The organism is Arthrobacter sp. DMZ02-1R, assembly GCF_057747935.1.
On sequence record NZ_CM173230.1, the window covers coordinates 1985525 to 2010179 of the forward strand.

At 62.9% G+C, this 24655-nt stretch carries 24 protein-coding genes, 1 tRNA gene and 1 other RNA gene; 13 read left to right on the forward strand and 13 right to left on the reverse strand.

Going from position 1 to position 24655, the window contains the following annotated elements:
- Window positions 1–38 precede the first annotated feature (38 nt).
- On the forward strand, window positions 39–1394 hold the full coding sequence (locus tag AC3ANQ_RS09740) for an MFS transporter (protein ID WP_488304882.1): 1356 nt from the start codon (window positions 39–41) through the stop codon (window positions 1392–1394).
- An 82-nt stretch (window positions 1395–1476) separates the two neighbouring features.
- Here AC3ANQ_RS09740 and AC3ANQ_RS09745 read toward each other — a convergent pair whose 3' ends face one another.
- Both AC3ANQ_RS09745 and AC3ANQ_RS09750 read right to left on the reverse strand, forming a co-directional pair.
- The gene (locus AC3ANQ_RS09745; RefSeq protein ID WP_488304883.1) at window positions 1477–1752 is read right to left on the reverse strand and encodes a hypothetical protein; all 276 of its coding nucleotides are present in this window, start codon (window positions 1750–1752) and stop codon (window positions 1477–1479) included.
- 221 nt (window positions 1753–1973) lie between these two features.
- Window positions 1974–3041 carry a D-2-hydroxyacid dehydrogenase gene (locus AC3ANQ_RS09750; RefSeq protein WP_488304884.1) on the reverse strand — a complete coding sequence of 356 codons (1068 nt, stop codon included), beginning with the start codon at window positions 3039–3041 and terminating at the stop codon, window positions 1974–1976.
- A gap of 71 nt (window positions 3042–3112) precedes the next feature.
- Here AC3ANQ_RS09750 and AC3ANQ_RS09755 point away from each other — a divergent pair, with 71 nt between their 5' ends.
- From AC3ANQ_RS09755 to AC3ANQ_RS09765, 3 genes are read left to right on the forward strand one after another with little or no spacing between them, the layout of a single operon-like run.
- Window positions 3113–4024: an NAD(P)-dependent oxidoreductase gene (locus tag AC3ANQ_RS09755; RefSeq protein WP_488304885.1), complete on the forward strand. Its 912-nt coding sequence runs from the start codon at window positions 3113–3115 to the stop codon at window positions 4022–4024.
- Between the two features lie 14 nt (window positions 4025–4038).
- A complete protein-coding gene (locus AC3ANQ_RS09760) occupies window positions 4039–4809 on the forward strand; it encodes an SDR family oxidoreductase (RefSeq protein ID WP_265979898.1) in 771 nt (256 codons plus the stop codon).
- Entirely contained in the window at window positions 4809–5867 is a 1059-nt protein-coding gene (locus tag AC3ANQ_RS09765) for an L-idonate 5-dehydrogenase (protein ID WP_488304886.1), read from the forward strand. The genes AC3ANQ_RS09760 and AC3ANQ_RS09765 overlap by 1 nt, the downstream gene beginning before the upstream one ends.
- A 41-nt stretch (window positions 5868–5908) precedes the next feature.
- On the opposite strand, the gene AC3ANQ_RS09770 is transcribed toward AC3ANQ_RS09765, so the two are convergent.
- Window positions 5909–6637 carry a FadR/GntR family transcriptional regulator gene (locus AC3ANQ_RS09770; protein ID WP_488304887.1) on the reverse strand — a complete coding sequence of 243 codons (729 nt, stop codon included), beginning with the start codon at window positions 6635–6637 and terminating at the stop codon, window positions 5909–5911.
- Between the two features lie 233 nt (window positions 6638–6870).
- Between AC3ANQ_RS09770 and gndA the strand changes: the two genes are divergently transcribed.
- Both gndA and AC3ANQ_RS09780 read left to right on the forward strand, forming a co-directional pair.
- Window positions 6871–8307: an NADP-dependent phosphogluconate dehydrogenase gene (gene gndA, locus AC3ANQ_RS09775; protein ID WP_488304888.1), complete on the forward strand. Its 1437-nt coding sequence runs from the start codon at window positions 6871–6873 to the stop codon at window positions 8305–8307.
- 115 nt (window positions 8308–8422) lie between these two features.
- On the forward strand, window positions 8423–9256 hold the full coding sequence (locus tag AC3ANQ_RS09780; RefSeq protein WP_488304889.1) for an oxidoreductase: 834 nt from the start codon (window positions 8423–8425) through the stop codon (window positions 9254–9256).
- Here the strand turns inward: AC3ANQ_RS09780 and epsC are convergent.
- The 3 genes from epsC to msrA all read right to left on the reverse strand — a co-directional run bounded on the left by epsC (window position 9253) and on the right by msrA (window position 11423).
- On the reverse strand, window positions 9253–9837 hold the full coding sequence (epsC, locus tag AC3ANQ_RS09785; RefSeq protein WP_268021368.1) for a serine O-acetyltransferase EpsC: 585 nt from the start codon (window positions 9835–9837) through the stop codon (window positions 9253–9255). The two genes, AC3ANQ_RS09780 and epsC, sit on opposite strands and share 4 nt — an antisense overlap.
- A gap of 50 nt (window positions 9838–9887) precedes the next feature.
- Complete coding sequence (gene cysK, locus AC3ANQ_RS09790; RefSeq protein WP_265979905.1) at window positions 9888–10823, reverse strand: cysteine synthase A; 936 nt, start codon at window positions 10821–10823, stop codon at window positions 9888–9890.
- Window positions 10824–10898: 75 nt separating this feature from the next.
- Entirely contained in the window at window positions 10899–11423 is a 525-nt protein-coding gene (msrA, locus tag AC3ANQ_RS09795; RefSeq protein ID WP_488304890.1) for a peptide-methionine (S)-S-oxide reductase MsrA, read from the reverse strand.
- 146 nt (window positions 11424–11569) lie between these two features.
- Between msrA and AC3ANQ_RS09800 the strand changes: the two genes are divergently transcribed.
- Window positions 11570–12487: a Nif3-like dinuclear metal center hexameric protein gene (locus tag AC3ANQ_RS09800; RefSeq protein WP_488304891.1), complete on the forward strand. Its 918-nt coding sequence runs from the start codon at window positions 11570–11572 to the stop codon at window positions 12485–12487.
- A 132-nt stretch (window positions 12488–12619) separates the two neighbouring features.
- A complete protein-coding gene (locus AC3ANQ_RS09805) occupies window positions 12620–13357 on the forward strand; it encodes a zinc ribbon domain-containing protein (RefSeq protein WP_488304892.1) in 738 nt (245 codons plus the stop codon).
- A gap of 139 nt (window positions 13358–13496) precedes the next feature.
- Here the strand turns inward: AC3ANQ_RS09805 and AC3ANQ_RS09810 are convergent, their stop codons facing one another.
- Complete coding sequence (locus tag AC3ANQ_RS09810) at window positions 13497–14261, reverse strand: YaaA family protein (protein ID WP_488304893.1); 765 nt, start codon at window positions 14259–14261, stop codon at window positions 13497–13499.
- Window positions 14262–14355: 94 nt separating this feature from the next.
- Here AC3ANQ_RS09810 and rnpB point away from each other — a divergent pair.
- The 4 genes from rnpB to AC3ANQ_RS09830 all read left to right on the forward strand — a co-directional run bounded on the left by rnpB (window position 14356) and on the right by AC3ANQ_RS09830 (window position 17723).
- Window positions 14356–14747, forward strand: an RNA gene (gene rnpB, locus AC3ANQ_RS09815) — RNase P RNA component class A.
- A 245-nt stretch (window positions 14748–14992) separates the two neighbouring features.
- Window positions 14993–16489, forward strand: coding sequence for a glyceraldehyde-3-phosphate dehydrogenase (locus AC3ANQ_RS09820; RefSeq protein ID WP_488304894.1), 1497 nt, complete (start codon window positions 14993–14995; stop codon window positions 16487–16489).
- An 87-nt stretch (window positions 16490–16576) separates the two neighbouring features.
- A complete protein-coding gene (locus AC3ANQ_RS09825) occupies window positions 16577–16786 on the forward strand; it encodes a hypothetical protein (protein WP_488304895.1) in 210 nt (69 codons plus the stop codon).
- Window positions 16787–16922: 136 nt separating this feature from the next.
- Complete coding sequence (locus AC3ANQ_RS09830) at window positions 16923–17723, forward strand: HNH endonuclease family protein (RefSeq protein ID WP_488304896.1); 801 nt, start codon at window positions 16923–16925, stop codon at window positions 17721–17723.
- Here AC3ANQ_RS09830 and AC3ANQ_RS09835 read toward each other — a convergent pair.
- The 4 genes from AC3ANQ_RS09835 to orn form a co-directional block, all read right to left on the reverse strand.
- Window positions 17707–18573 carry an acyltransferase domain-containing protein gene (locus AC3ANQ_RS09835; RefSeq protein ID WP_488304897.1) on the reverse strand — a complete coding sequence of 289 codons (867 nt, stop codon included), beginning with the start codon at window positions 18571–18573 and terminating at the stop codon, window positions 17707–17709. The two genes, AC3ANQ_RS09830 and AC3ANQ_RS09835, sit on opposite strands and share 17 nt — an antisense overlap.
- A 3-nt stretch (window positions 18574–18576) precedes the next feature.
- On the reverse strand, window positions 18577–19149 hold the full coding sequence (gene def / locus AC3ANQ_RS09840) for a peptide deformylase (protein WP_488304898.1): 573 nt from the start codon (window positions 19147–19149) through the stop codon (window positions 18577–18579).
- 130 nt (window positions 19150–19279) lie between these two features.
- A tRNA-His gene (locus AC3ANQ_RS09845) sits at window positions 19280–19352 on the reverse strand.
- A gap of 131 nt (window positions 19353–19483) precedes the next feature.
- The gene (gene orn / locus AC3ANQ_RS09850) at window positions 19484–20110 is read right to left on the reverse strand and encodes an oligoribonuclease (protein ID WP_488304899.1); all 627 of its coding nucleotides are present in this window, start codon (window positions 20108–20110) and stop codon (window positions 19484–19486) included.
- Between the two features lie 202 nt (window positions 20111–20312).
- Here orn and mptB point away from each other — a divergent pair, with 202 nt between their 5' ends.
- Window positions 20313–21887 (forward strand): polyprenol phosphomannose-dependent alpha 1,6 mannosyltransferase MptB, encoded by a 1575-nt coding sequence (mptB, locus tag AC3ANQ_RS09855; RefSeq protein WP_488305293.1) that lies wholly within the window; start codon window positions 20313–20315, stop codon window positions 21885–21887.
- Here mptB and AC3ANQ_RS09860 read toward each other — a convergent pair.
- Both AC3ANQ_RS09860 and AC3ANQ_RS09865 read right to left on the reverse strand, forming a co-directional pair.
- Window positions 21871–23109, reverse strand: coding sequence for a glycosyltransferase 87 family protein (locus tag AC3ANQ_RS09860; protein ID WP_488305294.1), 1239 nt, complete (start codon window positions 23107–23109; stop codon window positions 21871–21873). The genes mptB and AC3ANQ_RS09860 overlap by 17 nt on opposite strands.
- Before the next feature lie 49 nt (window positions 23110–23158).
- Window positions 23159–24472 (reverse strand): glycosyltransferase family 87 protein, encoded by a 1314-nt coding sequence (locus AC3ANQ_RS09865; protein ID WP_488305295.1) that lies wholly within the window; start codon window positions 24470–24472, stop codon window positions 23159–23161.
- Between the last annotated feature and the right edge of the window lie 183 nt (window positions 24473–24655).

The window sequence follows — 24655 nt, forward strand, 5'->3', positions numbered from 1 at the left end:
TCGCCAGACCAACGGGGGTCTGGGGTGTTCTTGAGGGAGTGCTTGTGACAACTCGTACTAAGACAAAGCTTGCTGATATGGACGGCGCAGTAGTTGAGCCGGAACAGCTGCGAAGGGCAACTCTTGCCAGCTCCGTAGGGTCCGCCCTGGAGTATTACGACTTCTACATTTACGGCCTGTTTTCGGCCCTGATCTTCGGACCGCTGTTCTTCAAGCCTCTGGGCGAAAGCGGCGCGTTAATCGCATCGTTCGCAACCTACGGCGTCGGATTCTTAGCGCGGCCGTTCGGCGGTATCTTCTTCGGATTCATCGGAGACCGTTTCGGCCGCAAGATGGTCCTTCTGATGACCATCGGCATGATGGGCCTTGCCAGCTTCGCCATTGGCTTGCTGCCGACGTTCGACCAGGCGGGCATGCTCGGCGCTGTCCTGTTGGTGACTCTCCGTATTGTCCAGGGCCTCGGTGCCGGAGCCGAACAGGCAGGCGCAACCACGCTGATCTCCGAAGTCGCTCCGCGCCGGCGCCGCGGCTTCTTCGCTTCGCTACCGTTCGTGGGCATCCAGTTCGGAACCCTTCTCGGCGCCGGCACCTTTGCGCTGATTGGCATGGCCAACAAGAGCGTGCTCGAAGGCTGGCTGTGGCGCGTCCCCTTCCTGGCCAGCTTCATCCTGATCGTCGTGGCAATCTTCATCCGTCTCAGGCTGAAGGAAACCCCGGTGTTCCAGGAGCTGGAGAAGCACAAGAATGTGGTGAAGAACCCCGTTGGTGAGCTCTGGAAGCACTCCAAGAAGAACGTGCTGGTAGGCATCGGGCTCCGGCTGGGCGAGAACGGCAACTCTTCGATCTACTCGGCGCTGCTCATCTCCTTCATGTCCGTCAAGCAAGGTGTCTTCCCGGGCGACACATTCATCGGTCCGGTCGGCCTCGCGATCGCGGCAGGATTCGCTGCCGTCATGGTGGTTACTTTCGGCGCGCTGTCTGACCGTATTGGTCGAGTGAAGGTTTACCGCTACGGGGCGCTGTTCCAGGCAATCTTCGCGATTCCCGCCTTCTACCTGGTGACCCTTGGCAACGTCACGCTCGTCTGGGTCGTTATGGCTGTCGGTATTGCCATCGGTGTCCAGGGAATGCTCGGCCCTCAGTGCGCACTGCTGCCCGAGCTGTTCGGTTCGCAGTACCGCTTCACAGGCGTGGCCTTGAGCCGCGAGCTGTCGGCTGTTCTGGCTGGCGGCCTCGTGCCCGTAGTTGGTGCCGCCCTCCTTGTTTCGACGGGGAACTCCTGGGTGGTCCTGGCGGTCTACTCGCTCGTCCTGGCACTGATTTCGTTCATTACGACCTTCTTCACGCCGGAAACAGCCGGCCGCGACCTCCTTTCCCTGGAGGACGCGAAGTAAGGATCCCCGTAGCACGACGTACGCAAGCAGCGGCGGCCTCTCCCGACAAGGAGGGGCCGCCGCTTTGCAGTCACTGCAACCGCTAGGAGTAGCTCAGGCTCATCAAGAGGGCCTTTAACTGGGCATACTGCTCTGTCGCCATCCAGGCTTTGGCTGCCGCCCGGCTGGCGAATGCCGGCTCGTTGAAGATGACGCTGGCTTCAGCGCCACTGTTGCCCATTACCAGCCACGTGCAAGCTGATGAAACGTCACCCTCTTCTAGATTGCTGGGATTCATGACCGCCATGGTGTACCAGTCACGGCCGGAGTCATCCACGATGAAACCGAATTCGGGCGTCGCACCGTCGGCGTTACGCATTGCCGGAACTGCCGCCTTGTCGAACACCGTGCGGCCGGTGGGGCCCGCAGCGCAGAGGCCTTTGGTTACACGCCGGGGAGGAATTCTGCGCGTCCGCTCGCCCGGCCGGGCAAGGTCAGTGGGATCGCCCAGCGCCACGAACGTCGGAGCGGCACGTGCAGCAAAGCGACCCCTCCGGAATGCCGGAGGGGCCGCCAGGGCGCTGCGTTGGTTGTGTCGGCCTAGTAGAAGTGCACCGTGTCGACGAGGTGGGGGAGCTCCCCGCCGTCGAGGAACGTGCGCAGGTTGGTGACGAAGCGCTCGGCGATGAGGCGGTTCTCGGCGGCGCTGAGTGCCGAGGTGTGCGGAGAGACCATGACCTTCGGATGGTTCCACAGCGGGCTGTCCTGGGGGAGCGGCTCCACGGCGAAGACGTCCAGGCATGCGTAGGACACCTGACCGTCGTCCAAGGCTTCGAGGAGGGCCTCTTCATCAACCACGGTTCCACGGCCAACGTTGACAAAGACCGTCCCGGGCTTCATTGCCGAGAAAACGTCGTGGTTGAAGAGCTTCTCCGTGTACGGCGTGCCGGGGAGGGTGTTGACGACGGCGTCTGCCGAAGCGAGGAGCCCGGCGAGGCCCTGGTTGTCTGCCACCTCGTCGATTCCCTCGATGGTTTCGACGTTCCGCTTGGTTCCGCTGACCTTCATGCCCAGTGCGCGGGCGATGCGGGCGGTTTCCAGGCCGATCTCACCGAGGCCGGTGATGACCAGCTTGGAGCCGTTCGCAAGTTTGGTGGGAGTACGCAGCTCGGGCCAGACCTTGGCGGCCTGGTTCTGTGCGAGTTCCGCGCTGCGCTTGAAGCCGTTGAGGATGCCCAGGGCTGCAAACTCGGCAAGCGGAAGGGCGTGTACGCCTGCGGAGGTGGTGACCTTGAACTTCTGCAGAGTCTCGCTGTCGAGGCCAGAAGCCTTGACGGCGCCACCGGCACCAGCGGCCATGGCGTGGATCCACTGCAGGTGCGGGTTGCTCTGCGCGATGCGGGCCAGTCCGGCCGGGTTCTCGTTGGGGAAACCGTAGAGGATCTGAGCTTTGTTCAGCATTGACCAGTAGCGTTCCTCTTGTTCGGGAGTCCGCTTGAAGTCCGGATCGCCGGAGTGGTCTGCCGGGAAGCGTTCCGGAGGAAGTAGCTCGGGTTCGTAGAGCACCGTAATGCTCGGATCTACTGCGCGGATACGCTCCACATGCTCAGCTTCGAGCGGGACTGCGATCGCGATGGTAAGTTCATCAGTCGTCATAGTGTTCATCATACTGAATTGAGGCTAGGATATTGAACAGTTTTTGAAATATGAACCACAAAGAAGTGAGGTGCAAACGGGACATGACAGCCAAGACTGTAGGTTTTGTGGGACTCGGACTCATGGGCTTCCCCATGGCTGCCAATCTCCTTGCAAGCGGCTGGGAGGTGACCGCTTGGAACCGTTCGGCCGAGGCGTTGACGGAGTTGGAGAAGCTCGGCGGAAAACGTTCGGAGGCGGTTGCTGAACTGCGTGACCAACCCGCCATCATTTTCATGCTTCCAGATCTCTCCTACATCCAGCACGCCGCCGGGCCGCTGCTCGACTCCTGGCGTTCGGCCGCGCCGCTCCCCGGAACCACAGTGGTCGTTATGAGCAGCGTGTCGCCGACGGCCGTCCAGGAATTCGGCCGGACCGTCCGTGACGCCAGTGGCGGGAACGCCGTCGTCGTCGATGCCCCTGTCAGCGGCGGAACCAAAGGTGCGCAGGACGGCACGCTGGCCATCATGGTGGGAGCCAGCGAAGAAGACTTCCGGCGAACGCTCCCGGTACTTCAGGCCATGGGCACTACTGTCCGCCGCATGGGCAATCTGGGTGCCGGTTCGCTGGCCAAGGCCTGCAACCAGCTGATCGTCGGGACCACGACGGCGGCGCTTGCAGAAGCTGCCGAACTCGCCGAACGATCGGGCATGGATGCTTCGGCCCTGTTCGAGGTCCTGGCAGGCGGACTTGCTGGAAGCCGCGTTTTGGAGATCGTCGGGCCTCGGCTTGCAGCCAAGGATTACGCGCCCACGGGTCCCGCGAAATTCATGCACAAGGATCTCAAGTTCGTCCTCGAAAGCGCCGAAGCGGCCGGTGCCGCCGTCCCGATGGCAACTGCCGGCGTCGAACTTTACCGCGAACTGATCGATCAAGGCCTTGGCGACCAGGACCTCGCCGTCGTCCGCCAGGCGATCGCCAATCTCAGTGACTCCTCTGTAAGCCCTCTGAACTAGGTAAGGAAACAACCATGACTGGAATCTTTGATCTCACCGGGCGCGTCGCGCTCGTTACGGGATCCAGCCGCGGCATCGGCAATGCGTTGGCCCGCGGATTGGCCGATGCCGGTGCCACCGTAGTTCTCAACGGCATCAACACAGAACGGCTCAAGGATGCAGAAGCCGCCATGGCGGCGGACTTCGGACCCGGCCGCATCCACAGCTGCGCGTTCGACGTTACCAGCGACACCGAAGCAGCCCGCGGCGTTGCCTGGGTTGAAGAAAACGTTGGCCCCCTCGACATCCTGGTCAACAATGCGGGCATCCAGCACCGCGTCCCCATGCTGGACCTCGATGTGAAGGACTGGGATCGGGTCATCACCACCGACCTCACAAGCGCTTTCCTCGTAGGGCGAGAAGCTGCCCGCCACATGATCCCGCGAGGCCGCGGCAAGATCATCAACATCTGCTCGGTGCAGACGGACCTGGCCCGTCCCACGATCGCCCCCTACGTCGCTGCCAAGGGCGGCCTGCGCAACCTCACTCGCGCCATGACCGCTGAATGGGCGGCTTCGGGCCTGCAGATCAACGGCATCGCCCCGGGTTACATCCACACTGAGATGACCCAGAACCTCGTGGACGATCCCGACTTCAACTCCTGGATCCTTGGCCGCACGCCGGCCCACCGATGGGGCACCGTGGAGGATCTTGCCGGTCCAGCCGTCTGGCTTGCCTCGGAGGCTTCCAATTTCGTCAACGGCCAGACGATCTTCGTCGACGGCGGAATGACGGTGGTCGTCTAATGGCCGCGTTCCAGCTTCCCCGGACTTCGCCCGCTGTCGTCGCGCATGCGGCCGGCGACCTTCGCATCGAGGACATCACCCTCACTGCTCCGGCTCCCGACCAGGCCGTCGTGGAAATCGCCTACGGTGGCATCTGCGGCTCGGACCTGCATTACTGGCTCCACGGCGCGGCGGGCGAATCCATCCTCAAAGCGCCCCTGGTCCTTGGCCACGAAATCGTCGGCACGGTAGTCCAGCAGGCCGCCGACGGCACTGGTCCGCAAGCCGGCACCGCCGTCGCCGTCCACCCGGCGAGCCCCGCCCCCGGCGCAGCTAAATACCCGGAAGACCGGCCCAACCTTTCCCCCGGCTGCACCTACCTCGGCAGTGCCGCACGGTTCCCGCACACCGACGGCGCGTTCAGCCGCTACGCCACCCTGCCGTCCCGCATGCTCCGGGCACTTCCCGCCGCACTGGACTTGCGTACCGCGGCGCTCGCGGAACCTGCAAGTGTCGCGTGGCATGCCGTTGCCCGAGCCGGGGACGTGGCCGGAAAAACGGCTCTCGTGATCGGAAGCGGCCCGATCGGGGCGCTGGCAGTTGCCGTCCTCAAACGTGCAGGGGCGTCCCGGATCGTGGCTGTCGACATGCACGACAAGCCTCTTGAGATTGCCCGCGCGGTGGGTGCGGACGAGGTCCTGAAAGGCGATGATTCCGAGGCTATCGCAGCGGTGGAGGCAGACGTGGTGATCGAGTCCTCCGGCAGCCACCACGGGCTGGCATCGGCTATCAAGGGTGCCGTGCGCGGTGGCAAGGTGGTCATGGTCGGGCTGCTGCCCTCGGGCCCGCAGCCGGTTTTCATTTCGTTGGCCATCACCCGCGAGCTCGAACTGCTCGGCTCATTCCGCTTCAACGACGAGATCGACGACGTTATTGCCGCACTTGCGGACGGCTCGCTCTACGTGGATCCGGTGGTGACGCACGAATTCACGCTGGACCGGGGCTTGGAGGCCTTCGAAGTGGCCAAGAACTCGGCCGAATCGGGGAAGGTCCTCCTGAACTTCCAGCCTGCGGCCTAGCCGCCCAGGGAATCAATCGAGCGGTGCTGGCGGGTCAGCCGTCAGCGCCGCTCGACTGGAACAAACACCCGTGGCTGGCCTTCCCAGCTAGGTGACAAGTCCGCGATGGTCTCCCGCATGATGTTGGACGAGGCCTCGCGGGCTTTGTCACCGTCCCCGTCTCTGATGCCCTGGGCCACGTCCAGGTGCCATTGCAAGGCCGCTTCCTTCGGATGTTCGGGCATGAGCCCGTGGACCGTCCGGCCGGTGAGTGTCTCCGAGACCTGGCCGATCAGGTTCGCGAACATTTCATTGCCGGAACCGGACAAGACCAGCGCGTGAAAGCGGATGTCCAGGTCCAGGAAGGTGGGCATGTCGCCCGCACGGCCTGCTTCACGCATGGCCAGGGAGATTTCCAACAGCTCGCTCCGGAGCGACTCCGGAGCGTTCTCCGCGGCCAGTTCTGCGGCTACAGGCTCGACGGCGGAGCGGAGTTCGGCGAGGGAGCGCAGCTGTGCGCCGCGGCCTTCTCCGGCCAACCGCCAGCGGATGACCAGCGGGTCGAACGGATTCCAGCGGTGCGCGGGGAGCACCCGGATGCCAACGCGCTTGATGGTTTCCACCAGTCCCAAAGACTGCAGCACCCTGACGGCCTCGCGTACCACCGAGCGGGACACCTTGAGCTCCTCCTCAAGGTGCTCGGCCAACATGACATGACCCGTGGGGAGCCTGCCGCCGACGATCCGGGTACCCAGATGCTCGACAGCGCGGAAGTGGAGGCTGGTTGACATAGTTGTAAGCATAGTGGCGTTGACCGCGGCGTTACTGGCAGCCCGGCCGGCGGGCAACTCCCCACAGCGCGGGGTCGCAACATAGACTCTTTTGTGACGCGGACGCTTCCGAAACGTGGGCGAAACTTTCCCAGACTCGGTCCGAATACGTATGGTTTATTTCAGTTACTGCTTTGGAAAGCGTTTCCTCGCTTCCAGCAGGGCTCAATGCACAAGAACGAATTGGAGTTTTGATGTCAGCACACATCGGTGTCACCGGCCTCGCGGTGATGGGCGCCAATCTGGCCCGCAACCTGGCCCGCAACGGCTTCACCGTTGCCCTCCACAACCGCTCCGTCGAGAAGACCGACGCCCTGCTGGCCAAGCACGGCACGGACGGCGACTTCATCCGCACGGAAACCCTCCAGGAACTTGTGGACTCCCTCGAGAAGCCCCGTCGCGTCCTGATCATGGTGAAGGCCGGCAAGCCGGTTGACGCCGTCATCGACCAGCTCGTTCCCCTGCTGGAGCCCGGTGACATCGTGATTGACGCCGGTAACTCGCACTACGAGGACACCCGCCGCCGGGAAGCAGCTCTTGCCGAGAAGGACCTGCACTTCGTGGGTGTCGGTGTTTCCGGTGGCGAAGAGGGCGCCCTCAACGGCCCCTCCATCATGCCCGGTGGATCCAAGGAGTCCTACGACGCTTTGGGTCCGCTGCTCGAAAAGATTTCCGCCAAGGTTGACGGCCAGCCGTGCTGCGCCTGGATCGGCACCGATGGCGCCGGACACTTCGTCAAGATGGTCCACAACGGCATCGAGTACGCCGACATGCAGGTCATCGGTGAAGCCTTCGATCTCCTCCGCTCCGGCGCGGGCATCGAGCCCGCCGAGCAGTCCAAGATCTTCGCCGAATGGAACAAGGGCGAACTCGCTTCCTTCCTGATCGAAATCTCCGCAGAGGTCCTGGGCCACGTTGACGCCAAGACGGGCAAGCCGTTCGTCGACGTCGTCGTTGACGCGGCAGGCCAGAAGGGCACCGGCCGTTGGACGGTCATCTCCGCCCTCGAACTCGGCTCCCCGGTTTCTGGTATCGCGGAGTCTGTCTTCGCTCGTGCCCTGTCTTCCCAGGCAGAGCAGCGCAAGATCGGCCAGGAGCTCCTCGCTGGCGAGGAGCTCGCCGTTGACGTTCCCGAGAACTTCGTCGAGGACGTCCGCCAGGCGCTGTACGCCTCCAAGCTGGTTTCGTACGCGCAGGGCCTGGACATGCTGACTTCCGCTGCCAAGGAGTACGGCTGGGACCTCAAACTTGATGAAATCGCTTCGCTGTGGCGTGGCGGCTGCATCATCCGTGCCGAGCTGCTGAAGGAAATCACCAACGCCTACGCAGCCGAAGAGAAGCCGGCCAACCTGCTGTTCGCTCCGGCCTTCACCAAGGCGATCGCCGGCGCCCTGCCGGCATGGCGCCGCGTGGTGGCAACCGCAGTCCAGCTGGGCATCCCGGTTCCCGTGTTCTCCTCCTCGCTGGCCTACTACGACGGACTGCGCCGCAAGCGCCTCGCTGCGGCGGTCATTCAGGGACAGCGTGACCTCTTCGGTGCGCACACCTACGGCCGCGTTGACGCCGAGGGCACCTTCCACACCCTGTGGGGCGAAGACAAGTCCGAGATCTCGGCAGTCGACACACACTAGGGACCCCGCCCTACCGCTCCTGACAAAGGCCGGCACTTCCCCGATACTGTGGGAGGCGCCGGCCTTTGCCGTAGGCGGGCCGTTCGCGATTACACCCCCAGACGAGGAGCAATCCATGCCGCAACGCGTCGCATTTGTCACAGGTGCGTCAACAGGAATCGGTTTCGAAGCCGCTATCAAGCTCAGCAAGGCAGGAATGGTGGTGTACGCCGGGGCGCGGAGGGTCGAGAAGATGGAGCCCCTCAAAGCCCATGGGATCAAGGTGTTGTCCCTGGATGTCACGGTCGAAGAGTCCATGAAGGCCGCTGTGGACCTTGTCCTGGCCGAGCAGGGACGGATCGACGTGCTGGTCAACAACGCCGGATACGGGTCCTATGGCTCGCTGGAAGAGTTACCGCTGGACGAGGGCAGGCGCCAGTTCGAGGTCAACGTCTTCGGTCTCGCCCGGATGTCCCAGCTCGTGATTCCGGTGATGCGGGCCGCGGGTTCAGGCAGGATCATCAATGTTTCCTCGATCGGCGGCAAGATGTACGAACCCCTCGGCGCCTGGTATCACGCAACCAAGTTCGCCGTCGAGGGCCTCAGCGATTCGCTGCGGCTTGAGCTCAAGCCGCATGGCATCGACGTCGCAATCATCGAGCCCGCAGGAACCGACACGGAATGGGGCACCATCGCCGGGGAGAGCCTGCTCACGGTGTCGGGACATGGACCCTATCGGGACCAGGCAGGCGTTGTCGCGGCCGCTTTGGCTTCGACGGCAGGGACGGCGCTGTCGACGCACCCGCGGACCGTAGCGGGCGCCATCGCACATGCTGCAAAAGCGCGGAGGCCCAGGACCCGATACCCGGTGGGTAGGGGAGCCTGGACCATCCTGGCGTTGCGGAGGGTTCTTCCGGACCGGGCCTTCGACACGGTCTTTTGGAGCGCCTACAAGCGCTTCGCTGCCTAGATCCGGTATTCGATGTAGTACTCGGCAGGGTCAACGGCAGGCTTGGTTTCGCTCTTGGCATCGCGGTGCCGCCACGTTGCGGGAACGCCGGTGATGATCGACTCGGGCGGTGCGTCTTTGACCACGACGGCGTTGGCGCCTATGGCACTGTCGGCGCCGATGGTGATGGGGCCAAGGACCTTCGCCCCGGCTCCGATGGTGACCCGATCTCCGATGGTGGGGTGGCGCTTGACTTTGGCCAGTGAGCGGCCGCCCAGCGTCACGCCGTGGTAGATCATGACGTCTTCGCCGATCTCGGCGGTCTCACCGATCACCACGCCCATGCCGTGGTCAATGAAGAACCTCCGGCCGATGGTCGCGCCGGGATGGATCTCGATTCCGGTCAGGAACCGGGCAAGCTGCGAAATGAGCCGTGCCGGAAAGCGCAGGTCAGGGTTCTGCCACAGTTTGTGCGTCAAGCGGTGCGCCCAGATGGCATGCAGTCCGGAGTACGCAAAAAAGTTCTCAAAGGAGCCCCGGGCCGCCGGGTCATGTGACCGGGCGGCCTCGAGGTCCTCCATAAGTCTTGCGAAGAAGCTCACAAAGACCTTTCTACAGGAAATGAATGAAGGCGGTTGCGCAGGGTCTGCAATCAGCCGCGAATATCGTCAAAAAGCACGGTGGAGATGTAACGTTCGCCGAAGTCGGGGACGATTGCCACGATGAGCTTGTCCTTGTTCTCCGGGCGCTTGGCGAGCTCCAGGGCACCCCAGACGGCTGCGCCGGCCGAGATGCCGCCGAGGATTCCTTCCTTGGTGCCGAGGGCGCGAGCGGTGGCTACGGAGTCCTCCAAGGTTGCGTCGAGAACCTCGTCGTAGACGTTGGTGTCCAGGATTTCCGGAATGAAGTTCGCGCCAAGTCCCTGGATCTTGTGCGGGCCGGGGGCTCCGCCGTTCAGGATGGGGGAGTCCTTCGGCTCGACGGCCACGATCTGGATTTCCGGCTTGCGCTCCTTCAGGACCTGCCCGACGCCGGTGATGGTACCGCCCGTGCCGACGCCGCCGACGAAGATGTCCACTCCGCCGTCGGTGTCTGCCCAGATTTCTTCGGCCGTAGTGGTGCGGTGAATCTCCGGGTTTGCCTCGTTGGCGAACTGCTGGGCCCAGACGGAGTTCTCCGTGTTGGCCACGATCTCCTGTGCCTTTTCGACCGCGCCGCGCATGCCTTCCGAGCCGGGGGTCAGGACGATCTCGGCACCGTAGGCGCGCAGCATGACGCGGCGCTCGGTGGACATGGTTTCCGGCATTGTGAGGATGACCTTGTAGCCGCGTGCCGCGCCGACCAGGGCCAGTGCGATGCCGGTATTGCCGGAGGTCCCCTCAACGATGGTGCCACCCGGCTTCAGCGCGCCGGATTTCTCGGCAGCGTCGACGATTGCGACGCCGATACGGTCCTTGACGCTATTGGCGGGGTTGTAGAACTCCAGCTTCACTGCAACCGTGGCTTCCAAGCCTTCGGTGAGCCGGTTCAAGCGGACCAAGGGGGTTCCGCCGATCAGCTGGGTGACGTCGTCGTAGATCCGTGCCATGTAATCATGCCTATTCTCTGGATTCGCTGAAATAGCTACTGCTGAGGTCAGCCTAACGAGCGGTGTAACACGCTGCTACGCGCGGAGCCACGAAGAGTAATATTTCCGGGCCTTGGCGAGTTTGGGGTTGATGATCACCTGACAATAGCCCTGCTCCGCGAATTTGGCGTAGTAGTCCTGGTGGATGGACTCGGCCTCATAGAATTCCGGCAGCCTGCTGACCTCGGTCACAATCGGCTTGGACCACAGTTCCTGGTTCCGAAGGATGGCTTCTTCGAAAAGGATCTTCTCTTCCGTGGTGGTGTAGAACATCGAGGAACGGTACTGGGTCCCGACGTCGTAGCCTTGGCGGTTGAGCGTGGTGGGATCGTGCAGTGCAAAGAACATGTCCAGGATGACTTCCTCCGGGATAACGTCCTCATCGAAAGTCACTGCTACAACCTCTGCGTGGCCCGTCATGCCGGAGCAGACATCGTAGTAGTCGGGGTTGCGGATGTGCCCTCCCGTGTAACCGGAAACCACGGAACTGACGCCTTTGGTCTTCTGGTAGACGGCATCGAGGCACCAGAAGCAGCCTCCGCCAAGTACAAAAGTTTTCATGATCTCTTCAATGGCCGGGAGTCCTGGATGATTCCCGCACAACCTTACGGGAGTGTGACGGCGGAGACCCCGCTACCGGCAGCAATCTCAGATAGTTCGGTTGCCGTAAGCGCGTCATGGCCACCGGATGCGCAAGAATGTAGTGCATGGAAGCTGTGAACACCGCGGTTGCAGATACAGGATCCGGGGAAGAGCCGGAAGACGGTGCAGCCGGAACTTCAGGAACCAGTACCCCCACGCTTGGTCAGGTCTTGCTGGCTGTCGAGGAACTCTGGCCTGAGTCCCTCGCCGAGGACTGGGACGAGGTGGGCCTGGTGGTCGGGCGGCCGACTGCGACCGTCACCAAGGTCTTGTTCGCCGTGGATCCCACCCTCGCCGCCATTGACGAAGCCATTGAATGGGGTGCCGAGCTCCTCGTCACGCACCATCCTTTGCTGCTTAAGGGCGTCACCTCGGTGGCTGCGACGAGCGCCAAGGGCCTCGCTGTCCACCGGCTCATCGAGTCAGGTACCGGCCTGCTGACCGTGCACACCAACGGAGATTCCGCGGTCGGAGGTGTTTCGGATGTTCTCGCGGACGCGTTCGGACTGGACAATGTTGTCCCGCTGGCCCCTGCTGCCCACGGCCTGCCGGAAGAGGGCATCGGCCGGGTCGGGGATCTTCCGGAACTCATGACCCTCGGCGATTTTGCGGCGCGCGTTTTCGAGATTCTGCCTTCGGTAGCCGGGGGAGTGCGTGTAGCCGGGGACAAGGACGGATTGGTACGGCGTGTTGCTGTATGTGGCGGCGCTGGCGACAGTCTGTTCGATGCCGTCCGGGCGAGCCAAGCTGACATCTACGTCACCGCGGATATGCGCCACCACCCGGCGTCGGAAGCGCGCGAAGCTGCTGTTGACGGCAGGCCGTACCTTATTGACGTATCCCATTTCGCGAGCGAGTGGCTATGGCTGCCCGCCGCGGCCGAGGCGCTCGGCAACGTGCTCGCGGACCAAGGGCACGACGTCGAGATCCGGGTCGCTTCCACCAATAGCGATCCCTGGGACTTCATTCTGACTCCCGGCTAAGCCTGGCGTGCGAGGAGCCCGGTGACCATAGCGAGGCAGGGGAGCACGCTAGGCGCTAGAGTCGAGACAAGCAGGCCTGAGAGCCTGGCCGGGAATGGATATCTTCCCCGGCACGATCAAGCGGAGGTAAGCGTGGCCAAGGCAGCACCGGCGGAACAGTTGAAATTGCTCGAACTGCAGGGGTTGGACGCGAAGCTCAAATCCTTGGCCAACCGCCGCCGCACTCTCGAGAGCGACCCCCGCATCACCGATCTTCAGGACGCCCTCAGTGTGGCCAACGGGGCACTCGGGACCGCGAAGCTCGCCGTCCACGACGCCGAAGCCGAGTTGAGGCGGGCGGAGACCGACGTCGAGCAAGTCGCTGGCCGCATTGAGCGGGACGAAGCCAGGCTGAACAGCGGCACCGGCCTCTCCAAGGATCTCGTTGCGTTGCAGAGCGATATCGCATCACTGAATAAGCGTCGCTCCGACCTTGAGGACGTCGAACTGGAAATCCTCGAACGCCTGGACGGACTGAGGGAGCGCCAAGTCGCCCAACAGCAGATCGTTGATGACATCCAAGGTTCCTTCTCCGGAATCCGTGCAGAGCTGGACGCCGCGATCGCCGAGATCGTCGCCGAGGAGACTGATGTGCGCGCGCAGCGGTCCGGTTTCGCCGAAAGGCTCGACGCCGGGATGCTGGCTATCTACGAAAAGACCCTCGCCAAGCGCGGCGTCGGGGCCGCCAGGCTGTTCCACGGCAAGTCCGAAGGCTCAGGGATGATGCTCAGCCCCGGCGATCTTGCCGAGGTCAAGGCCGCCGCCGAGGATGAGATTGTCTTCTGCCCCGATTCCGGCTGCATCCTGGTGCGCTCCGCCGAATGGAACTAGAGGGCTTCCCTGCGCCTGTTGCCTGGGCCCACGCCGCCAGGGTTCCCTGGCCGTGGGGCCCCATCGGCGAGGGTCCCTGCCTGAGCTTGCGAAGGCTGGGAGCCGGTGGGGACTTGCGAGGCGAGGGTGGCGGTGGGGATTAGTTGGGCAGGATGATGCTGAGGGTGTGCGGCTTGCGGGCCGTGCCTTCCGTTAATTCCGCGGTCCAGATTTCCGAAGTGGCCTTGAGCAGCAGTTCCGGGGTTGCCGGAGCCTTGCCTCGACGGCTCAGCAGATGCCGGGCCAGTTCGCCGCGGGTGTGCTTGGCGAAGTGGCTGACGACGGTGCGCTTGCCGTTCGTCTCGGAAAAGACGTTGACGGAGACGGTTTGCTCCGCGGGCGGAGCCCACGCCGCGGCGTAGGTGCTGGAACGGCAGTCCACCAGCAGCTCGCCCTCCACCCTGGAAGCAAGGGCCTGCGTGAGCTGCGGCTTCCAGAATGAGGCGAGGCGTCCGACGTCGGGCAATGCGGTTCCCATGGACAAGCGGTAGGCGGGCACGCGGTCGCCGAAGCCAATGGCACCCCACAGGGCGGACACCACGAGGATCGACTCCGCCGCTTTGCGGCGCTGCGCAGGCGTCAGGGTCTTGTACCCAAGAGCGTCGTAGAGAACTCCTGAATACACTTGGTGGGCGGGCGCGGCCGGTTCTTCGTGCAACCGGGTATTGCGTTCGACGTCGTCCTTCAACGACGCGCCCACGCCCAACAAGGTGAGGGCGTCCTCGTGCGCGCTGACCAAGCCCAGGGCGTCGAACACTTTGGCCCGGTAGCTGTTGAGTTCCGGAAAACTCAGGGACTCCCATTCGACGGCGGGGCCCTTGACAGCGGGGGTCTTGCCTTCGGAAGGCGGCAGGAGAATCAGCACTTGTCGATATTAGCGGTAATGCCGGGTGCACCTGTGTCGGGTCAGCACAGTCCGGCAGTGCAGAGGGCCCGACGCCGGTAGACTGTAGGGCGGATGGGTTGACCAGGCGGCCGCGCGCCACGTGAGTGGCTCGAGGAACGTCCGGGCTCCACAGGGCAGGGTGGTGGGTAACGCCCACTCGGGGTAACCCGCAGGCCAGTGCCACAGAGAACAGACCGCCGGCAGCTGTTTGTGCCTGCACAAGCCGCTAGCAGGTAAGGGTGAAACGGTGGTGTAAGAGACCACCAGCTCCCTGGGTGACCAGGGAGGCTAGGTAAACCCCACCCGGAGCAAGGCCAGACAGGGCACGATCGAGGGCTGCTCGCCCGAGTGTCCGGGTAGGCTGCTGGAGGGCGTCGGCAACGGCGTTCGTAGATGGATGGCCGCCACTCTTTCGCCGGCAACGGCGGGGGAGGACAGAACCCGGCGTATCGGTCAACCCATCCCTCAGCCGCGTGTGAGTGAATTCACGCGTCCCGGCTGCCAAAGCTTCCCGTGTCAGACCTTAGAATGGACACTGAACGTAGAAGTTCCACCGCCGGTTCTGCGTTCGCAGCCGGCGGTTTTTCTTTGCAACGTTCGAGGTGTCCGGGCAGACCGAAGTCCCGCCGATGCCAGTGCCGCAGGATTACTCCGGGCGGCCGCCATCTACGTACGAGGACGTATGTAGCTGACCCTAGGAAGGTAGTTCTGTGAGCCAGTCATCAGATTCTTGTCTTGATACGTGGATGGGCCGCGAAGCGCTGGCCGAGGCCATGATTCCGGTGATCGGCCGGCTGTACCGTGAAAACAACGTGGTCACGAGCATTCATGGGCGCAGCCTCATCAACAAGTCGTCGATGAACATCCTGAAAGCCCACCGGTTTGCGCGCCGGATGAGCAAGGACGAACTCCTGCTCGAGGAAACCGCGCCGCTGCTGAATACCCTTGCCGAGCTTGAACTCGGGGCCGCTGCGATCGACATCGCCCGCCTGAATGAGAAGTACAAGGCCGAGGCTCCGGGTGCGCCGCTGGAGGACTTCCTCCGCGCAGAACTCGCCGAGGTTGTTGGACGCCGCGGCGCGGACGACCGGACCAGCACCGACGTCGTCCTCTACGGATTCGGCCGCATCGGCCGGCTCCTGGCCCGCCTCCTGATCGAAAAGGCCGGTGGCGGCCACGGACTGCGCCTGCGCGCGATCGTGGTCCGCAAGGGCGCCGAGAATGACCTCGTCAAGCGGGCCAGCCTGTTGCGGCGCGACTCCGTGCACGGTTCCTTCGAAGGCACCATCCGCGTGGACGAGGCAGCCAACACCATCACGGCCAACGGCGTCCAGATCCAGGTAATCTACTCGGACAACCCCTCCACTGTTGACTACACGGCGTACGGCATCACGGATGCCCTGGTGGTCGACAACACGGGCCGCTGGCGCGACGCCGAAGGCCTCTCCCAGCACCTCCAGAGCAAGGGCGTCGCGCGCGTCCTGCTCACGGCCCCGGGCAAGGGCGATCTCAAGAACATCGTCCACGGCATCAACCACTCCTCCATCGAGGACTCTGACAAGATCGTGACCGCAGCCTCCTGCACCACGAACGCCATCACCCCGGTGCTGAAGGCACTCAACGACAAGTTCGGCGTCATCCACGGCCATGTGGAAACCGTTCACTCGTTCACGAACGACCAGAACCTGATCGACAACTTCCACAAGGGCGATCGCCGCGGACGTTCGGCCGCACTCAACATGGTCATCACCGAAACCGGCGCGGCCAAGGCCGTGGCAAAGGCCCTTCCGGAACTGCAGGGCACGCTGACCGGCAACGCGATCCGCGTTCCTACCCCGGATGTTTCGATGGCCATCCTGAACCTCAACCTGGAAACGGGAACCACGAAGGACGAGGTCAACAACTACCTTCGTGAGATGTCGCTGCACTCCGAGCTGCGGAAGCAGATCGACTTCATCGACTCTCCCGAGGTTGTCTCCACCGACTTCGTCGGCTCGCGCCGTGCCGGCATCGTGGACGGTCTGGCCACGATCGCCAATGACAAGAACCTCGTAGTGTACGTCTGGTACGACAACGAATTCGGCTACTCCTGCCAGGTAGTGCGCGTCATGGAAGAAATGGCCGGCGTGAACCCGCCGTCGTTCCCAGCGCGCAGCGTCGCCGTTGAGGTGGAGCCCAACAAGTCGTTGGAGCCCGCCGTCGTCTAGCAGCTTCCGGTCTAGGCCAGAAAAGACACACAGGGTTTCCCGGCTGATGCGCTGGTATCAGCCGGGAAACCTGACCAGAATGGACGCATGGAACGCGAAAAGATTCTGGAACATGACACAACCCTGGAACACGCACTGGACGTGGCGCGCGCCAACTTCAAGGAAGCCCAGCGCCTGCTCGACGAAGCCAAGGTGGCATTCGCGGCGGGGGATATCGCCGAGGACCGCGTTGTCCAACTGGAGTCACTTCTTCAGCTCGCGGCCGAGGACCTGAAACGGGTCACCAGGGAGCAATAACCGACTGCTCGTGTTGCCTGCGCTGAGATTGTTCCGAGGCAGTGACTTGTCCTCCACACTGTGGATATCGGGGCCGGTGGTCGGTGCCCTGACCTAGTCTCAAGGGACGTATTCCTCCTCGAAAGGAACCCATCCCTTGAGCGCCACTTGGGCTGCATATCGACGTGCCCGCCGCCAGTCCCGTCAGGCCTGGGTGCTGCTGATTGTCTTGATCGCGGGTGCACTTGGCGGCGTTGCATGGTTCTTCACCGATGGCCAGTTCGCCGTTGCTGAGTCTCCGGGGAATGGACCCACGGAAGCGCCCGTCGTCGACCCTTCCTGGATGAAGCCGGTGGAACCCGTACAGCCAGTCCCCGTCGATTCAGCCGTCGATGCGCTGGAGACGCTGCCCGTGAAGGGGCGTGCCGTCAAAGACAACTACGACCGCAGCGAATTCGGCCAGGCATGGCTCGACGTCGACCGGAACGGTTGCGATACCCGGAACGACATCCTGAGGCGAGATCTTACTGCAGTGGAGTTCACTGCAGGCTCCAAATGCAGGGTTGCATCCGGAGAGCTCCGCGAGCCCTACGTCGGGCAGGACATCCATTTCCGCAGGGGATCCGAAAGCAGCTCGGCCGTGCAGATCGACCATGTGGTCGCCCTCGGCGACGCCTGGCAGAAGGGTGCCCAACAGCTCACTGCGAAGCAACGTCAAAGCCTCGCCAATGATCCCCTTAACCTCATTGCTGTCGACGGCGCCGCCAACGTGAAGAAGAGTGCCAGCGACGCCGCAAGCTGGCTACCGGCGAACAAGGGCTTTCGTTGCCATTACGTGGCCCGGCAGATCTCCGTGAAGGCGGCGTACCGGCTCTGGGTCACCCAAGCCGAGAAAGACGCCATGAAGCGCGTCCTGGACTCGTGCCCGGGCCAGCAGACCATCAGGGCGATGGAGTAGCGGCATGGTTCCCGGGCGGCGGAGGAAGCACCAAGCGGCCGTGGCCAAGTTGCCAGACCCCGCCGTCGTCGATCCTCTCCAGGACCACGCGCTGGAGCGAGGTCTCGCGGGGCAGCCCGGCAAGGCTTTCCATGTCCCGGTGCCGGAAGGTGAAGTAGACGGCGTCGCTCGGGGCATCAGAACAGCGGTCCAGGGTGAACCGGCGGGCAAATGCGGCGATGTTGCTATCCGGCAGTTTGCGGGCAAGATAGGGGTCCAGCATCCAGGAGTCGCAGCTCGCGACGGCAACGGCCTTGTCCGGGAAGTAGCGGTCAAAGAACTCCCGGGCGTGGTTGAAACTCGCGTCCACGAGGGCAGGGGAGAGGCCTCCATCCTCGGGAATATGAACGCCAAGCATCCACTGATCGTCTGCATCGGTGTGATCTGCCGTGTTGTTGCGGACAAGGTGGAACTGCAAGCGGCCGATCCGGAAGATGTTTCCCGCCATGTGCAGCGTTAGCCAGGCCCACGTGTCCAGGCCGAAGCGTCCGTGAACCCGTCGGTTGATGCGAAGGTTCAGTCCCACGTCGGCGAGGATCGCGGCCGAAGATTCCCGCGGGATGCCGAGGGAAAGGTGATGGCTGTTGACCACGGGCCCAAAGCGGAGGAGCGCCTCGATCCAGTCAGTTTCCGTGCAGCCCTCCGCCGAGGCGGACTCCGTGGGAAAGGCGCCCAGGCGGGCGTCCAGGACGGTAAGAGCCCGTCGTGTTCCGTCTCCGGGCGGTGACGCCAGCAGGGCGGCGCACGCGGAGGCGTCCTCGCCGTGGATGTCGAGGAGCCTGAACAGGTCGTCCTGCGCGATGCCGCTCATCAGTCAGTGCCCGAAGGGATCCGGATCGACGCCCGGCATCCAGGTCAGGCCGGGGACTCCCCAGCCGTTCTTCTTGGCTTGCTTCAGGGCCTTCTTGGCGTAACGGTCGACGAGGCGATTCACATAGAGCTTGCCGTCGAGATGGTCGAATTCGTGCTGCATGACCCTGGCGAACCAACCTGTCGCCACGAAATCCACCGGTTTTCCGTAGCCGTCGAACCCTTGTACGCGGGCCCACTCAGCCCTCTGCAGGGGGTAATGCTCTCCGGGGAAAGACAAGCAGCCTTCTACGTCTTCCTCCGGATCCGGAAGGGTGCCGGGGATCTTGGAGAGGGTGAGAACCGGGTTCACCAGGACGCCTTCGTCGGGTGCGTCGTCTTCATTGGCGTATTTGAAGATGAAGATCCGTTTGCCGACTCCCACCTGGGGTGCGGCCAGTCCGACGCCGTTGGCGGCTTGGTTCGTCTCGAACATGTCGGCAATCAATGTCCGCAGTTCGTCGTCGAACACTTCGACCTCGCTCGCCCGGCGGTGGAGCACGGGCTCGCCCCAGATGGTGACTGGCAGGACGGTCATGTCAGGTGTTCCCCTGGTTCTCGGGTCTGGAAGACTGGATGGCCGGAATCGGCCCGGACAAAGCAAAGGCCGCACTGGATAACCAGTACGGCCTTTGGCTGCGATCGGCAAACTGCACCGATCTCATGAGGGTGAGCGACGGGGGTTGAACCCGCGACCTCCTGGACCACAACCAGGCGCTCTGCCAACTGAGCTACGCCCACCATGCGCCTTTGACCGCTTTCGGAATGACCCGTCAGCTGCGAAGGCAACGACAAAAACTATACCCCGTCTTCCGGGATGGTTTTGCCACTTTTGACCCTTTGGATGAAATTTCCCCAAAAGGTGCCGCAGATCACGTACTTGCGGGCGTCTCCGGGCCGCCAGTGACCTGCTTGGAAATCCGCTGTGCCGTTGCTGTATCTGGTCCAGGTGCCGGGACGAAGACTGCCTCGCGGTAGTAACGCAGTTCGTCGATGGAGTCCTTGATGTCTCCGAGCGCACGGTGGCCACCATGTTTGGCGGGGGACTGGAAATAGGCGCGGGGGAACCAGCGGCGCGAGAGTTCCTTGATGGTGCTGACGTCGATGACCCGATAGTGAAGGTGTTCAACGATGTTAGGCATATCGCGCGCGAGGAACATGCGGTCTGTTCCCACCGAGTTGCCGCCCAGCGGTGCCTTCTTGGGGTCGGGCACCCACTTCTCGATGTACTCAAGGACGATTGCTTCGGCCTCGGCCATGGTCTTGCCATGGGGGAGTTCGTCCAGGAGCTTTGAACGGGTATGCATGTCGCGGACGAAGTCGTTCATCTGCTCGAGAGCGGCGTCTTCGGGTTTGATGACGACGTCCACGCCATCACCCAGGATGTTGAGGTCCGAATCTGTGACCAAGGCCGCTACCTCGATCAGGGCGTCGTTTTCAAGGTCAAGACCGGTCATCTCGCAGTCGATCCAGACGATGCGTTCATTAGTAATAGGCACTCGCCCAGCCTACCGTTCGGGCGCATGGGAAGCGTGGCGGGGCGCTCGATTCCGGTTTTGAGGCGTGCTCCGGCTGGTAAACTGGGCCGTTGTCGAGCGGCTATTGCCTGCCTCGATGAGCTGGACCAATGTGCGTAGGGACTGGAATATCATGACGGCAGGCGGATCGGGCGTGGGCACCTCAAACAGCCGGGATGAGGCAATGGAACCAGCCATGCCCCCTGAGACGATCGCCGCGGGTCTCGATTCCCCGAACAGTGCGCGCACGGGTGCCGGTACCGCCAGCCAGGTCAAGGCCTATGTGGCCATCTGGGAGGGTTTCTTCGGATCCCTCATGATCTTCGCCGGTTCGATCGGCGCCGGCTGGATCGCCAACGGGTCCCCCATGTTCAGGCACCCGGTTGTCATCGCACTGCGCACTGAGGGCTGGGGCGTTACGACCTCCACCATCTTGCTGACAGCCGGGGCCATGCTTTTGGTCAGGTCCTGGTTGCGGCTAGGGCAAAGGCTCAAAGATTGGGGGCCAGGCTCGCTCAGATCGGTGGTCGTGGCGGTCGCGGCGTGGGCCGCGCCAATGATGTTCGCCGTGCCCATCTATTCGCGGGACGTGTACGCCTACACAGGCCAAGGCAGGCTGGTTTTGGAGGGCCAAAACCCCTACACCGCCGGTATTTCCTCGCTCAGCAACTGGTTTTCCCTTGGTGCCGACCCGGCCTGGGCTGAAGCCAAGACCCCCTATGGACCGTATTTCCTGTGGCTTGCGAGGTGGGTGGTGGGCATCACCGACGCCCAGCCCGATTTTTCCGTCTTGCTCTTTCGCGTTTTGGCGACGGTGGGAGTGCTGCTCTGCGTGGTGTACGTTCCCAAGCTGGCCGAGCTGCACGGGATCAATCCGGGCCGTGCGCTATGGATCGCTGTGGCGAATCCGCTCTTTCTCATCAGCTTCGTAGCCAGCGCCCATAACGATGCCTTGATGGTGGGCCTGGCCGTGGCAGGGATGTACTTTGCCGCCACCGGCCGCCATATCACCGGTCTATTACTGGTCACGGCTTCCATCGGAATCAAACCGATCACAGTGCTTCTCCTGCCTTTCATCGGCCTCATGTGGGCTGGCCCGGCCGCGAGCTGGACCCGCAAGTTCCTGTTCTGGGGCGCGACGGCGGCCATAAGCTTCGGCGTGCTGGCTGTGAGCGGAATCCCTTACAACCTTGGTTTTGGGTGGGTCTGGGCCATCCTCGATCCCACCCCCGGCTACACCGGGTATTCGCCTTCCGGTTTCCTGGGCCAGCAGTTCGAGATGACAGCGAACCTTTTGGGCCTGCCAGGGCCAGCTGTCGCCACGGGGCTCCGTACACTCATGAAGTGGGCCGGAATGGCTATGGTGGTGGTCCTGATGTTCCGTGGAGACTATTCGCTGCTGGTGCGGCGCGCGGCCCTGGCGTTTGCCGCCGTCGTCATGCTTTCTCCCATCATCCAGCCGTGGTACATCCTGTGGTTTATCCCGCTGCTCGCGGTCACAGGCATCAGGGACGACTGGCAGATCAAGTCGCTGTATGTCGCCATTACGTTTTTCGTGGCCTTCGGCGCGCAAGACCAGATTTCAGTGCTGTCCTTTGTGGAGATGAACGTGAAGGTGTCGTCCCTGGCTTTCGTGGTGGCGGTTGGATTCACAATCTACTTGATGGTCCTGGACGTCCACACACGCAAGTTGCTGATCCGGTCCACTCCCATGGAACTGCTCCGCAGGCTCGAGCGAAGACTCAGGCGCCCCGAATAGCGGTTGCCGCGCCGGACTTACGGCCTAGCTCGAGGGACCGCTGTACGGACCACCACAGCAGGACTACCAGAAGCACATTACGCGTGGTGAGTACTGCCGCCATCACGGGGTTGGCGTGAATGAGCGGGGTGTAGAACAGCGGATAGATCACAAACGTCGTCATGGCGATGCCCATGAGAAGGGCGGCAGGAACACGCCACCGGTTCCAGTCGTGGGTCAGGCCGGCTACAACCACCGGAGCCAGCCAGATGATGAATTGCGGCGAGCCCACCTTGTTGAACACGATGAACGCGGTGGTCATCATGAGGGCCCCCTCAAGAAACAGCTCTTCCGGTTCGGCTCCGCGTCGAAGCGCCCAAACCAACAGGGCTGAGCCCGCGACGGCGGCGAGCACCAGGAGGGGCTGCATCATGAATGCGGCTACGTTCGCGCCGGGTCCATACACTTCCGTGGAATTGATGGCGACGTTGTCGGCGATTTTGGAGCCGCCGATGTTGAGCACGCTCAGCCAGACCCAGGGAGTTGAGAATGTGGCCTCCAGTTGCATGCCGCGCTCGCCCTGGTTGGTGAGGAAGTCGAGGATGTGCGGAAGCCCGCCCGAAAGGTAAGTACCTAACGCGACGACTGCTGTCACGGCGGCACCGCAGGCGATGATCTGCAGCCTGCGGCCACTCGCGATGACGATCGGCACCAGGACGGCGGCTGGCCAGACCTTGATCCAGGTGGCAACGCTGAGAAGGATCCCCGCGGCGACAGGACGCGTGGCTGCATACAGCAGGGCTACCAGCACGATGGGCGCGGTGATGCCCTCCACCCGGGCAAAGCTGAGGTAACCCATGAAGGCGGTGAAGAACAGCCACCACCAAGCCGGGGCAATGCCGGCTGTCCGGCGCGGCCCGCGGGTCAGGATGAACAATCCGGCGGCGTTGAGCGCGGTGATAATCAGAGTCCAGACCAGCAAGTACGGGCCCGGGCCCGCGATGTTGGCCAGGAAGATCGGAATCTGGGCGAGCACTGGATAGACCCAAGGGCTGATCATGCCGTTGAGATCCGCGGGGTTGTAACCGTTCATTGCCCACTGGCGGTACTGCTCGGTGTCGCTGAAGGTGTTCCCGGAGACGAAAAAGCTTGCCATCCAGCCGAGGAAGTACAGATGGACTGCTGCGAAACCCCACCAGACGCTGGAAGGACGGCTGAACCATGCAACGGCGGCAGGCGGCATGGCAGAGTTGCGCACGCGGGCCAAGCCGTCAAAGAATCGAACGGAAATCTCAGGACTCCTTGGCAGCGGCGGCCGGTTCGTTGGCCGGAATTTTTTTTCCCAAAAGGTACAGCCGGCGGACGGACCAGCAGAAAAGCACAACCAGCAGGACATTGCGGACGGTCAAAACCGAGGCCATCCAAGGGTTGTTGTGGCTGAGGGCATCGTAGAAGAGGGGGTAGATGAAGTATGTGGCCACCGCAATCGCAATGAGCATCGTCGCTGGGACCCGCCATTCCTTCCAGCTATGCGCGAGTCCGACGGCGACAGCTGGTGCCAGCCAGACCATGAACTGCGGGGATCCGACCTTGTTGAATACCACGAAGGCCGTGGCCATGGTCAGGGAGCCGGCCAACAACAGCTCCGTGCGGTCAGCCCCGCCGCTTCGCTTGCCATTGTGAAGTGCCCAGAAAGTCAAGGCAGCGACCAGGAGCGCAGCCAAGACAAGGAGGGGCTGCATCAGTTGTGACATGAAGGGCGTGCCGGGGCCATCCACCTGCATCGAGTTGATGTCCGTATTCATGTACATCCGGGAGTTGCCCACATGAAGGACCGAGAGCCACAACCAAGGAGTAGTAAAAGTGGCCTCCAGTTGCATGCCACGATCACCCTGCTGGGTGAGGAAGTTGAAGAGCTTGGGCAACGCGCCCACGGCAGCCGTGAGCCCGACCACCAGGGCGCTGGTCAGAATCCCGGCCGCCATCACACGGGTTCTCTGCTTGACCACGGTGAACAAGGAAAGCATGACGGCGGCCGGCCAGACCTTCATCCAGGTGGCTACGCTCAAAAGGGTTGAGGCAATGAAGGGGTGCGACACTCCGTAGGCCAGTGCGATCAGCACGATGGGTGCGGTAAATCCATCCACTCGGGCGAATCCCAGCCATCCCATGATGAAGACGAAGACCAGCCACCACCATGCTGCCGGGATGGCGTCCCGACGACGTCCCCACCCCGTGAGCTTGGCGAGAGCTACGCCGTCGAGCACGGTGATCATGAGCACCCACAGGAAGAAGAACGGGCCTGGACCAGCCAAACCCGCGATCGCCATTGGTATCAGGGCCAGGACGGGGTAGACCCACGGACTGGGCCCGCCACTGAGGTTCTCATCCCGGAACCCCGCAGCAGTCCAGTCCCGATAGATGAACGTGTCGCTGAAAGCTTCGCCACGCAGGGAGACGATCAAAGCGAACACGAGGAAGACCAAATGCACAACGCAGAAGCCCGCCAGCAGACCCTTGGGGGAGTTGAGCCTTGTTTCCAACGAAGAGGGAATAACACGACGACGGAACCGTGTGAGCGCGCTGAAGAATGAGTCCGTGGAAATGGGAGGATCCTTGTCAGGTAGTTATCGTCACAGGGTGCCGCGAGCCGTTGCGGCGGGAGCCGCTCCAAGCAACAGTGGTTCCGCTGAAATTCATGCAGAACCGGCGTGCCTGTGGGCCTTCGGCATCAAACCAGAGCCCTGTCCATCCTATCTCAGGCCACTTTCGCGGTCCGACCCGGGGTC